This window comes from Billgrantia ethanolica, assembly GCF_021404305.1.
In the GTDB taxonomy this organism is placed as follows: Bacteria; Pseudomonadota; Gammaproteobacteria; order Pseudomonadales; family Halomonadaceae; genus Halomonas; species Halomonas ethanolica.
The window spans coordinates 563,178-575,162 of record NZ_JABFTX010000002.1 but is presented as its reverse complement, the minus strand read 5'-3'; the positions used below and the strand labels follow the sequence as shown (position 1 = coordinate 575,162).

11 protein-coding genes are annotated in these 11,985 nt (G+C 65.6%); 5 read left to right on the top strand and 6 right to left on the bottom strand.

The window, feature by feature from the left end; genetic code table 11:
• Positions 1-76: 76 nt before the first annotated feature.
• The 3 genes from HOP53_RS11470 to HOP53_RS11460 all read right to left on the bottom strand — a co-directional run bounded on the left by HOP53_RS11470 (position 77) and on the right by HOP53_RS11460 (position 3,299).
• Entirely contained in the window at positions 77-1,396 is a 1,320-nt protein-coding gene (locus HOP53_RS11470; protein WP_234270162.1) for a TRAP transporter large permease, read from the bottom strand.
• Entirely contained in the window at positions 1,393-1,989 is a 597-nt protein-coding gene (locus HOP53_RS11465; protein ID WP_234270431.1) for a TRAP transporter small permease subunit, read from the bottom strand. Before HOP53_RS11465 ends, HOP53_RS11470 begins: the two co-directional genes overlap by 4 nt.
• Before the next feature lie 110 nt (positions 1,990-2,099).
• Entirely contained in the window at positions 2,100-3,299 is a 1,200-nt protein-coding gene (locus HOP53_RS11460; RefSeq protein WP_234270161.1) for a TRAP transporter substrate-binding protein, read from the bottom strand.
• Between the two features lie 498 nt (positions 3,300-3,797).
• On the opposite strand from HOP53_RS11460, the gene betT reads away from it, so the two are divergent.
• Together betT and dauA are read left to right on the top strand one after the other, a co-directional pair.
• Positions 3,798-5,843, top strand: coding sequence for a choline BCCT transporter BetT (gene betT, locus HOP53_RS11455; protein ID WP_234270160.1), 2,046 nt, complete (start codon positions 3,798-3,800; stop codon positions 5,841-5,843).
• Positions 5,844-5,979: 136 nt separating this feature from the next.
• Positions 5,980-7,725, top strand: a complete 1,746-nt coding sequence (dauA, locus tag HOP53_RS11450; RefSeq protein WP_234270159.1) for a C4-dicarboxylic acid transporter DauA — start codon at positions 5,980-5,982, stop codon at positions 7,723-7,725.
• Positions 7,726-7,731: 6 nt separating this feature from the next.
• Here the strand turns inward: dauA and HOP53_RS11445 are convergent, their stop codons facing one another.
• The 3 genes from HOP53_RS11445 to HOP53_RS11435 form a co-directional block, all read right to left on the bottom strand.
• Positions 7,732-8,151 (bottom strand): secondary thiamine-phosphate synthase enzyme YjbQ, encoded by a 420-nt coding sequence (locus HOP53_RS11445; protein ID WP_086510107.1) that lies wholly within the window; start codon positions 8,149-8,151, stop codon positions 7,732-7,734.
• Between the two features lie 146 nt (positions 8,152-8,297).
• Entirely contained in the window at positions 8,298-8,735 is a 438-nt protein-coding gene (locus HOP53_RS11440; RefSeq protein ID WP_234270158.1) for a cupin domain-containing protein, read from the bottom strand.
• A 35-nt stretch (positions 8,736-8,770) separates the two neighbouring features.
• Positions 8,771-9,562 (bottom strand): methyltransferase domain-containing protein, encoded by a 792-nt coding sequence (locus HOP53_RS11435; protein WP_234270157.1) that lies wholly within the window; start codon positions 9,560-9,562, stop codon positions 8,771-8,773.
• Positions 9,563-9,732: 170 nt separating this feature from the next.
• Here HOP53_RS11435 and HOP53_RS11430 point away from each other — a divergent pair, with 170 nt between their 5' ends.
• The 3 genes from HOP53_RS11430 to HOP53_RS11420 are packed head-to-tail and all read left to right on the top strand — an operon-like array spanning position 9,733 to position 11,951.
• Positions 9,733-10,434, top strand: coding sequence for a sigma-70 family RNA polymerase sigma factor (locus HOP53_RS11430; protein WP_234270156.1), 702 nt, complete (start codon positions 9,733-9,735; stop codon positions 10,432-10,434).
• Complete coding sequence (locus tag HOP53_RS11425; RefSeq protein WP_234270155.1) at positions 10,431-10,694, top strand: anti-sigma factor family protein; 264 nt, start codon at positions 10,431-10,433, stop codon at positions 10,692-10,694. Before HOP53_RS11430 ends, HOP53_RS11425 begins: the two co-directional genes overlap by 4 nt.
• Before the next feature lie 12 nt (positions 10,695-10,706).
• Positions 10,707-11,951 carry a MerC family mercury resistance protein gene (locus tag HOP53_RS11420; protein WP_234270154.1) on the top strand — a complete coding sequence of 415 codons (1,245 nt, stop codon included), beginning with the start codon at positions 10,707-10,709 and terminating at the stop codon, positions 11,949-11,951.
• Positions 11,952-11,985 lie beyond the last annotated feature (34 nt).

Genomic DNA, 11,985 nt, shown 5'->3' with positions numbered 1-11,985 from the left:
CCAGGCTGCGATATGGTGTGTGACACGAGCGGGCCCGGCATTTTGCCGGGCCCGCTGCGTTGCGCCCTCGTCACGCTCAGTTGTAGAGCACCCCCGGCAGCCAGAACACGATGCTCGGTACCATGTAGAGAATGAACATGGCCACGAACACCAGCAGCAGGAACGGTGCGATGCCGATGAAGATGTCGTTGAGTTCGATGCCCTTGGGCGAGATGCCCTTCAGGTAGAAGGCCGACATCGCCATGGGTGGCGTCAGGAACGAGGTCTGGATGTTGAGCGCCACTAGCACGCCGAAGAACAGCGGATCTATACCGAACAGGTGCAGCAGCGGCAGGAAGATCGGCACGAAGATGATGATGATCTCGGTCCATTCCAGCGGCCAGCCGAGGATGAAGATCATCAGCTGGGCGAGCAGCAGGAACTGCAGCGGCGTCAGCGATAGCCCGCTGATCCAGTGTTCGATCAGCGAGTGTCCGTCGAGCAGCGAGAACACCGAGGAGAAGATCCACGAACCGACGAACAGCCAGCACACCATGGCGCTGGTGCGCGCAGTGAGAAACACTGCCTCGCGCAGTCGTGCCAGGGTCAGCTGGCGGTAGGCCGCCGCCAGCAGAATGGCACCCAGCGCGCCGATACCGGCGGCTTCGTGGGGCGTGGCCAGACCGAAGAGGATGGCCCCCAGCACCGACATGATCAGCACGAACAGCGGCACGAATGAGGTCAGCAGCCCCCAGTAGACCTCACCCAGGGGCACGTCGAGCTTCTCCGCCGACAGCTTCGGCGCCACCTTGGGGTTGATCATCGCCCGTCCCATCACGTAGACGATATAGAGCCCCGCCAGCAGCAGCCCGGGAATCAGCGCCGCGGCATACAGGCGTACCACCGAGACGCCCGCCATTGCCCCGTAGAGGATCAGCATGATGCTCGGCGGGATCAGGATACCGAGGCAGCCCCCGGCACAGATCACCCCGCTCGACATGCGCTTGTCGTAGCCCGCATTGAGCATGGCAGGCAGCGCCAGCAGCCCCATCAGCGTCACCACGGCCCCGACGATGCCGGTGGCGGTGGCGAACAGCGCACAGGTGATCAGGCTGGCCACCGCCAGCGAGGCGGGCATGCCGCGAGCGGCAAGCTGCAGGCTGGCGAACAGCCGGTCTAGAATGTTGGCCCGCTCCACCATATAGCCCATGAACAGGAATAGCGGCACGGCGATCAGCACGTCGTTGGACATGACCCCGTAGGCGCGTTGCACCAGCAGCGAGAAGATGATGTCACCGATGGCAAAGTAGCCGAAGCCGATGCCCATGGCGATCAACGTGAAGGCGATGGGAAAGCCGAGCATGATCAGCACGATCAGCATGCCCAGCATCAGGATACCGATTTCCGGCTCGCTCATTGGCGGGGCTCCCCTGACTGTTCCTGGGCGGCCTTGATCTCCGCCTCCTTGTTGATGGGAATGGCGATCTCCTCCACGTCACCCAGCCGACGCGGCCACTTGCCATGCATGAGGCACATCACGCAGCGGGTCACTTCCGCCACCCCCTGCAGGGCCAGCAGCGCCGCGCAGGCGGGAATCACGAACTTGTAGGGCCAGATGGGCGGGCCACCGGGCGTATAGGAGCTGTGCTCGTTCTGACGGTAGGAGATGGCGAAGAAGTCCCAGCCGTAGAACAGCAGCGCGAAGATGCCGGGGTAGAAGAACAGCAGGTAGAGCGCGAGTTCCAGCCCGGCCTGGACGCGGATGGGGAAGTAGCGCGACACCACGTCGGCACGCACGTGGGCGTTATGGGCCAGCGCATAGGCGCCGCTCATCATGAACAGGGTGCCGTAGAGCATGTAGCTGGTGTCGTAGGCCCAGGTGGTCGGCGCCCCCATGGCATAGCGCATGAAGACCTCGTAGCTCACCACCAGCGTGAGGATCAGGATCGCCCAGGCGAAGGTCTTGCCCACCCAGGTACTGAGATGGTCGATGAAGAACACGAAACGCATGGTCACCTCTCACCATCCTGCGCCGCCCATCGGGGCGGCGCAGGGCGGAACATGAACCCGGTGACGTCCTGCACCGGGCAACTGACACCCGAGCCCGCAGGCCCGGCAGCTCACAGGATGGTTGAGGTATCGGTTGGCGACTTGCCGAAGAAGTGCACGTAGGCCGGCTCCTTGGGCGTGGTGTGCTCGAGGTGGTAACCCACGACGCGATCACAGTATTCCCGCTGATGATCGACCACTTTCTTGAAGAACTCGTCGCGTGACTCGTTCTCGATCACCTTGTCCCACGCCTCGAGCTGGGCCTGCAGCACCGAGTTGGGCGTGATGTAGGTCTGCACCCCCTGCTGTTCGCGCATACCGTTGAGATCGCGCGGATAGCGCTCCATGGCCTTCCAGTACATCTCGGAAGAGGCCGCCTTGGCGGCATACTGCAGAATGGCCTGGAACTCCTCGGGCAGGCTGTCGTGCTTGGTCTTGTTGAAGATGATCTCGAACGCCTCGCAGTCCTGGTGATAGCTGCGCAGCATCCAGGTCTTGCTGACGTCGGGGAAGCCGAGCAATCGATCCGACGAGGGGTTGTTGAACTCGGCGCCGTCGAGCAGGCCACGGTCCATGGCCGGCACGATGTCGCCACCGCCCATGATGGTCACGGCTGCGCCGAACTCGCGCATCAGATCGGCCGCCAGGCCCACGGTGCGGTACTTCAGCCCGCGCAGGTCGTCGGCACTGCGAATCGGTTCCTTGAACCAGCCCAGCGCCTGGGTCGGCATGGGGCCGGTCTGGTAGCCCACCAGCGGCAGCTCGAGCATATCCAGCAGCTCGCCGTAGAGTTCCATGCCGCCGCCGGTCCAGTACCAGGCAAGGAACTGATGGGCATCCCAACCGAAGGGTGGTGGCGTGCCGAACAGCGAAAAGGCCTTGTGCTTGCCGTACCAATAGGCCGTCACGCCGTGGCCGCCGTCGAGCGCGCCGGAGATCACCGCATCCTGCAACTGCAGCGCCCCCACCACGGCACCGGCCGGCAGCAGGTTGAGCCGCAGACGACCGCCGGACATCTCATTGACGATGCGCACGTAGTCGGCGGCGAACTCATGGAAGATATCCTGGTTGGGCCAGGTACTCTGGAAACGCAGCGTGGTGGTCTGGGCCACGGCGATGCTGGGGAAACCCACCGCGGCGGCTGCCCCGGCCCCCACGGCCGCTGCCGATCCCGTGAGAAAACGACGACGTGAGGTGTCGGTGGTGGATTTGCTCTCGCTGGTGCTCTGCCCGCCGGCCTGGGCCGCGGGCGCTTTCTTTTTATGAGCCATCAGATACTCCGGAAACAATCGTTATCGTTGTACTGCTTACCCGCTCGAGCCGGCATCGGTCCGAGCGGTCTTCCCGAAAGCATCCATGCCGATACTGGCATAGCGTGCATGTTCCCTGACTTGCAGTCGGTTACATCAGGTATAGCTGGGGTAAGTAAGCCTGCAAGCGAACTTTACGTAGGCTCAGTTAACGTTTCGCCTGAATCTGTTAACGCAGGGTTGAAGGGCACAGGCAAAGCGCGTATTTTATTTGAACGTTCATTCAAAAATAAGAGCGGCCTTCCGCCATGAAGTTGTCAGCCCTGACGCCATCATTCCAATCCCGCCACAGCGGCGTACGAACGATCACTTTCGGCTTCGGTAGTCGCCGACGGTCCCGTCAGGTCTGAAACATTGAGTGGTCCTCAGGCGTGCTTTCGATTGTGAGGAACAATCCAGAGCACGTCTCGACAGGGAATGGCGGAAGGGTTCATTCACTTCGGAAAGGAGTTCGCCTACATGGCGCAGAACCTATCCAGCGAGCGTCGCGATCGGCTCAACCCCGTGGTCTTCCACGGCTCGATGGCCGGCATACTGGTCTTTCTCGTCCTCACCATGACCTTCACCGACCAGGCCGGTGCCTTCTTCGATGCCGGCCTGGCCTGGGTCAGCGAAACCTTCGGCTGGTACTACATGCTGGCGGTGCTGGCCTACCTGGTCTTCGTGATCGCCATCGGCATGTCGCGCTTCGGCCGCATACGCCTCGGTCCCGATCACTCGCGGCCGGAGTTCTCGACGCTCTCCTGGGCGGCCATGCTGTTCGCCGCCGGCATCGGCATCGACCTGCTGTTCTTCAGCGTCGCCGAGCCGGTGGCTCACTATCTGGCCCCGCCCGACCTGGCGCCCGAAAGCCAGGAGGCCATGCGCGCCGCCGTGGTCCAGACCTTCATGCACTGGGGGCTTTCCGGCTGGGGGCTCTACGTGCTGATGGGCATGGCGCTGGCCTACTTCAGCTATCGCCACCGCCTGCCGCTGGCCATCCGCAGCGCACTCTACCCGCTGCTGGGCAAGCGCATCCACGGCCCCATCGGCAACGCCGTGGACATCACCGCGGTGATCTCCACCGTGTTCGGTATCGCCACCAGCCTCGGCATCGGTGTGATGCAGCTCAACTACGGCCTGGCCTATATGTTCGACGTGCCCGAGAGCCTCTCGGTGCAGGTGATCCTGATCGCACTGGTGGTGGTACTCGCCACCATCTCGGTGGTCAGCGGGGTGGAGAAGGGCATCCGCCGGCTGTCGGAGTTCAACATGCTGCTGGCGCTCGCGCTGCTGCTGTTCGTGCTGTTCCAGGGCCACACCCTGCAGCTGCTCGACATGGCGGTGAACAACGCCGGCGACTACCTCTCCAGCTTCGTGGCCATGAGCTTCAACACCTACGCCTTCGCCGGCGACGAGGCCAACGAGTGGAAGATGTGGTGGACGATCTTCTTCTGGGGCTGGTGGATCGCCTGGACGCCCTTCGTCGGCCTGTTCCTGGCACGCATCTCGCGCGGTCGCACCATCCGCCAGTTCGTCGCCGGGGCACTGGGCATTCCGCTGGCGTTCATGATGGTGTGGATGTCGGTGTTCGGTAACAGCGGCATTGAACTGGTGGCCAACCAGGGCGTCGTCGAGCTCGGCGAACAGGCCCTGAACACTCCGCAGACCACCATGTACACGCTGCTCGAATACTACCCCTGGGTCGGCATCACCGCCGCGGTAGTGACCGTGCTCGGCATCGTTTTCTTCATCACCTCGGCCGACTCCGGCGCGCTGGTACTGGCGAACTTCACCTCGATCCTGTCCGACGTGAACCACGACGCCCCGATCAGGCTGCGCATCTTCTGGTCGGCGGTGATCGGTCTTGTAACGGTGGCACTGCTCATGGCGGGTGGCCTGGCGGCGCTGCAGAGCGCGGTGGTGATCACCGCCCTGCCCTTCTCGCTGGTGATATTCGCCATCATGCTCGGCATGTACAAGGCGCTGAAGCTGGAGGGCAACAAGGCCGAAGCGCGCCGCCGCATCGCCGGCACCGCCCCGGGCGGCGACTGGCGCGAGCGTCTCGACCGCGCCCTGGACACCTCTACCCGCGCCGGCGCCGCTGCCACCATCGAGCACGCCATTCGCCCGGCGCTGACGCAGTTCGCCCAGGAACTCGAAAGCCGCGGCCAGGAGGCCAACGTGAGCGAGGAGCAGCTCGAAGGCGAGGCGCTGCCCTGCCTGACCCTGCAGGTGGACCTGGAGAATGCTGCCAGCTTCGTCTATCAAGTATGTCCGCACCGCATGCGTACACCGAGCTTCCTGCCGGCGGACGACGACTACTATGTGCGGCTCGACGTCTATCTGGCCGAGGGCGGCCAGGAGAAGGATCTCAACGGCTTCACCCGCGGCCAGGTGATCGCCGACGTGCTCTCGGAGTACGAGCGCCATCTGCATTTCCTGGCCCTGGCCGACCAGGGCGGTGGCGTGCAGGCCATGCCGGGGGCGGTAGGCGAGCCGCCGGCGGACGCCAGCCCGGCCTGACCGGCTCGCTTGACCTAGCGCGGCGACACCTTAGGGTGTCGCCGTTCTCTTTTGGGGAATAGACGTTTGCCGCCTTGTGGCGTCGCAATATGCAGGAGTAACGTTATCGTTACCTTGCACCTCTCTCGGTATCGCCATGGCCCGCTCCCGCCTCCCATCCGGTTTTCGATTCCCCCTGCCCGGCAGCGCGCTGCTCGCCGCCTGGCGGGCGGGCTACGGCCTGGCCGAGCTCAAGCGCGACCTGCTGGCCGGTCTGACCATCGGTATCGTCGCGGTGCCGCTCTCCATGGCCCTGGCCATCGCCACCGGTGTGCCGCCACAACACGGCCTGTATACCGCCATCGTGGCCGGCGCCATCATCGCCCTCACCGGCGGCTCGCGGTTCAACATCTCCGGACCCACCGCCGCCTTCGTGGTCATCCTGTTCCCCATCGTCGCCAGTCATGGGCTCGGCGGGCTGCTGATCGCCACGCTGATGGCAGGGCTGATCCTGGTGGCGCTGGGGCTGGCGCGATTGGGCAACCTGATTCAGTTCGTGCCCTATCCGGTGGTGCTCGGATTCACCGCCGGCATCGCCGTGGTGATCGCGCTGCTGCAACTGCCCGACTTTCTCGGGCTCGACGGCGTCGAACTCGGCGACAGCACGCTGCACAATCTCGCCGCCATCGTACGCGCCGCGCCGGGGGTGGCGCCGGCCGATCTGGGTATTGGGCTGATCACGCTGGCCACGCTGATCCTGTGGCCGCGCTTGAAGCTGCCGGTGCCGGCGCCGCTGGTGGGCCTGGCGGTGGGCACATTGGTTGCCCTGGCCGCCACCTGGTGGGGCATGGAAGTCGAGACCATCGCGTCGCGTTTCAGCTGGGAATACCAGGGCCAGAGCGGCAGCGGCATTCCGCCCTTCGCCCCCGGGCTGGTGCTGCCCTGGCGCCTGCCGGGGCCGGACGGTCTGCCGCTCACGGTGGATTTCGCGCTGATCCGCGAGCTGCTCGGCCCGGCCTTGGCCATCGCCATGCTGGCGGCCATCGAGTCGCTGCTCTGCGCGGTGGTGGCCGACGGCCTGACGCGCACCCGCCACGACCCCAATGCCGAACTGATCGGCCAGGGGCTGGGTAACATTGCCGCCCCCTTCTTCGGCGGCATCACCGCCACCGCGGCGCTGGCGCGGACGGCCACCAACGTGCGCAGCGGCGCCTTCTCGCCGCTGGCCGCGGTGATCCATGCGCTGGTCGTGCTGCTGGCGGTGGTGGCGCTGGCGGGCGTGCTGGCCCTGGTGCCGATGGCGGCGCTGGCAGCGCTGCTGTTCATCATCGCCTGGAACATGAGCGAGGCGCGCCACTTCATGCACACCTTGAAGAGCGCGCCGGGCAGCGACGTCGCCATTCTGGTGATCTGCTTCCTGCTCACGGTGGTGTTCGACATGGTGCTGGCGGTGGCGGTCGGCATCGGCCTTGCCGCGGCGCTGTTCATTCGCCGCATGGCTCACCTGACCCATGCGCGCCGCCTGGAACCGGGCCTGGACGAGGAGAGCCGCGACCTGCCGCGCCAGGTGGCGCTCTACGACATCAACGGGCCGCTGTTCTTCGGTGCCGCGGAGAAGGCCGTATCGTCGCTGCGCGTGGTGGACCCCGACGTACGGGTGGTGATGCTCGACATGCGCGACGTACCGAGCCTGGATGCCACGGCCATCGTCGCCCTGCAGTCGCTGGTCGAGGAGCTGAGTGCGCGCCAGGTGGGGCTGATCTTCATCGGCATGCCGGCACGCATGGTGCTCAAACTCAAGCGTGCCGGCGTCAAGCGTCAGGCCGGGCACCTGGCCGCCGTGCGCCAGCCCGCCCAGGCCCGGCGACTGGCGGAGCAGTGGCTGGCCGCACCGGCCGCTTGAAGCTCGCTACTCGCCCTGCAACGTGGCGATCAGCCGCCGCGCGCCGCCGTGGTCACGGTGCTCGCCGAGCCAGATGCCCTGCCAGGTGCCCAGCGCCAGGCGGCCGTCGCGCACCGCCAGGGTCAACTGGGTGCCGAGCAGGCTGGCGCAGACGTGGGCGGGCATGTCGTCCGGTCCCTCCAGGGTGTGGCGGAAATAGGGCAGATCCCCCGGGATGCGCTCGCGCAGGAAAGCGTCGAGGTCGTGACGCACGTCCGGGTCCGCGTTCTCGTTGAGGGTCAGCGAGGCCGAGGTGTGCAGCAGCTGCAGATGCAGCAGGCCGACCTTCACCTCGCGCAATTCGGCCAGCGCTGTGGCGATCTCGTCGGTGATCAGATGAAAGCCGCGCGAGCGCGGCGCCAGGCGCAGTTCCTGCTGATGCCACATGATGGCGTTCCTCGTGCGGGGTTTCCGCCATGCTAGCGCGCTATCTCACGACTGCAACAGCACCGCCCCGACAGGCACCACCCTGCACGTTACCATCCAGTGCAGTTGTCGCGGGGTCGCCTCCCCCGCGACAACTGCCACAGCGGTCACTCGCCGGCCACCGTGGTGGGCTGCCCCTCCGCTGCGGCGAACACCACCAGAATCCTGGCATCGCTGTCGCTCACGTTGAAGAGCTGGTGATCGCGATTGAGCGCTTCGACATAGGCCTCTCCCGTGCCGTACACATGAGGATCGCCACCCTCGGTGCGCAGCTCCACCTCACCTTCGAGCACGAAGACATAGACGGGCACCGGGTGTTGATGCAGTGGCGTCCTGCCGCCCGGCTCGATGGTACCGATCACGGAGACGATCTCGGGCGTCCCCTCCGGCCAAGCGATGGTATCGCCATCGCGGGTCACGGTCGTCTTCAACACCGGTGAGGTCGCGAATCCCTCCGGCAAGGCGTTGTCCTGGGCGAGTGCCCAGAGAGGAAGGACCGCAGCCAATCCAAAGGCCAGTGCGATGGGCGTGATGATCGGTTTCATGGTTTCACTCCTCTTCGATATGAAGATCCCGCTACTCAGCGCTTGATCGCCAGCAGCGAGATGCTCTTGACCCCGTAGGTAGCGCAGGCCGCCCGGGCCGACGCGGTCAGGAAGCGGTACTCGGGATGCTCGCGCCAGACCTCGATCTGCAGCCCGGCCGCCTCGATGGCTGCACGATAGGCATCCTGCTGCAGGGCGCCACCGATGCAGGCGGCCCAGAGCGTGGCATTGCAGGAGACGCTCTGGGGTAGCGCCGTTTCGGTGACGATGTCGGCCAGCGCCAGGCGTCCACCGGGGCGCAGCACCCGCGCCGCCTCGGCAAACACCTTGGCCTTGTCGGCGGAGAGGTTGATCACGCCATTGCTGATCACCACATCGACGCTGGCATCGGCGAAGGGCGGCGACTCGATGTAGCCGGCATGAAAGGTGACCTGCTCGAAGCCGGCTTCGCGCGCCAGCCGCTCGGCCTTTCCGCGTTGGGCCTCGGTCATGTCGAGCCCCAGCACCTGTCCGCCCGGCCCCGTGGCCAGTGCCGCCAGCAGGCTGTCCATGCCGGAGCCGCTACCGAGGTCGAGTATCGTCTCGCCGGGCTGTATGGCAGCCAGATCGTGAAAATGGCCCACCCCTGCAAAGGAGGCGATAGCCGCCGCCGGGATCCGGTCCAGGCCTAGCGGATCGTATCCGAGCCGCTCGGCCAGAGGGCGCCCCATCTCGAAATGGAACTCTCCTGCGGGCGCTTCGGCCACCTCGCGATACATCGCCTTGACGCGCTCCTCCAGCTCCCGGCGGTCCACGCTGGCGGCCGCTGTATTAGTCGTGTCGCTCATGACGCTTGCTCCTGTTCGGCTGATATGGACGGCACCGCCTGGTGCCGTACGGCCAGGACGCAGCGCACGGAAAAAGGGTTCCCATGGGAACCGAACGTGGGGATGACGCGTCCTGGCGATGTGCGCTTGCCCAGCAGGGGCGAGCGAGCCAAGCTTCAAGAGGTATCGCCATGACAATGGCCGGTTCCTTGCCCTGCCAGCCGGGGGCTTCGCCCATCGCCGGAAGCCCGCTTGCCACGGGAACGATCATGCGCTTCGACGATGTCGCCAGTCGGCGGAAGTGGTTCGAGCGGCGCCTGGCGCCGCTGTTGGACCGCCTATACGGCACGGCGCTGCGACTGACCCGCAACCCCGTCGATGCCGAGGATGTCGTTGCCGAGGCCGTGGCCAAGGCCTGGACCCAGCTCGGCCGGCTGCAAGACCCCCAGCGCTTCGAAGGCTGGCTGTTTCATATTCTCACCAACACCTTCATCAGCGAGTGGCGACGGCGTCGCTGCCGCCCGCAGAGTGCCAGTGCCGACATCACCGAACCCAGCGAACTCGACAGCGCCAGCTTCACGCTTTTCCAGCAGCTGCATCAGCCCTTTCTGCTGTGGTGGGGAAGCCTCGAAGAGCAGTTCTTCAACGGCCTGCTACAGGAGGACCTCGAGCGGGCCCTCGATGCGCTGCCCGATGCCTATCGGGTGACGATTGTGCTGGTCGAGGTGCAGGGCTATACGTATGAAGAAGTCGCGAGACTGCTCGGCATTCCGGTAGGCACCGTGCGCTCGCGATTGAGCCGGGCACGCTCCCGTTTGCAGAAGATGCTTTGGGACCAGGCCAGGGAAGCAGGCGTTGTGCTCGGCAAAAATGAGGGAGGGACACGAGAATGAATCCCAGGGCAATGAGCTGCGAAGAGGTCATCGAACGACTCTTCGACTACCTCGACCGGGAGCTCGATTCGCAGGAAGCGACCGATATCGAATGGCATCTGGCACGCTGCCGCGATTGTTTCACGCGGGCCGAGTTCGAACGTCGACTGCGTGACCGGGTGGCAGCCACCGCCACGGCGAAAGCCCCGCCTCGGCTACACCAGCGCATCAGGACCCTGCTCGACGGCTACGACGAGTCCGACACCGGCATGGACCCGTGAGGAGAACGCAGCATGGTGGCCATACTCGGTTACTCCCGCCCCCAGATCCTGACCGCGGTGCAGCAGATGTATACCGCCGTGGCAGATCGACCCGCCTCACCTTTTCACTTTCCGGTCGGTGCCGACGCCAGCCGCCGGCTGGGATATGCCCCCGAGCGGCTGGCCACCCTGCCCACCGAGGTCAGCGATGCCTTTGCCGGCGTCGGCTGCCCGTTTCGCGCCGAAGCCATCCGCCGCGGCGACCGGGTGTTGGACATCGGCGCCGGGGCGGGCGGTGACGCCCTGATCGCGCGCCAACTGACCGGCCCCCAGGGACATGTCATCGCCCTCGACCTGACGGTCGCCATGACCCGCCGGCTTCAGCAAGCCGCCGAGCGCCACGCCATCGATCACCTGGCCGTGGTTCAAGGCTCCGCCGAACAGCTGCCGCTACCGGACGCCAGCATCGACAGTATCACCAGCAACGGCGCGCTCAACCTGGTGCCGGACAAGCGCCTTGCCATTGCCGAGATGTTTCGCGTACTCAAACCCCACGGTCGCGTACAGCTTGCCGACGTGGTGATCCATCGCCCGGTGTCGGTGGACTGCCATGAAGACCCACGCCTGTGGGTGGAGTGCGTGGTGGGCGCCACGGTGAAGGAGGAACTGCTGGCACTGTTCGAGGAAGCCGGCTTCGAGGACGTCACCATCGTCGGCAGTCATGACTACTTTGCGCTGAGCCCCAGCGCCCAGACCCGTGAGATCGCCGCCGGCTTCGGCGCGCACTCCGTCGAAATCGGCATGCGCCGTGGTGCTCACAGACCCGCCTGGCTTCAGCGCTGGTGGCGTCGTCTCGATCCGCGACGCTGGCTGCGACTGTGGTATCGCCGGGGCTTGCTTGGAATGCTGGCCTGGCTGCTGGCCCTGTTGAGCTGCTACGGCACCCTGGCACTGGTGGCCCTGCTGCCGCTGCTGGGCGTTCACCTGACCCTCGACGAAGGCCTGTGGGCCGGTACCATTGCCGCCCTGGTCGTGCTGACCCTGGCGGTCGTGGCCGGCGGCATCCGACGGCATCACGCTGTCGGCCCCGTTCTGGCGGGCAGCATCGGTGCCGGGCTCGTGCTGTATGCTCTGTTCGTCGATTACGCCATGGCGCTGGAGCTGAGCGGTTTCCTGCTGCTGGCAATCGCCGTGGGATGGGACGTGCTCTTGCGTCGTCGAAGTGAAGCCGAGCTGCTAGGGGTGGGAAAAAAAAGGCGCGACCGGAGTCGCGCCTGAACGCCGCCAGCTCAGGCGACGAGAGAGCAATCTT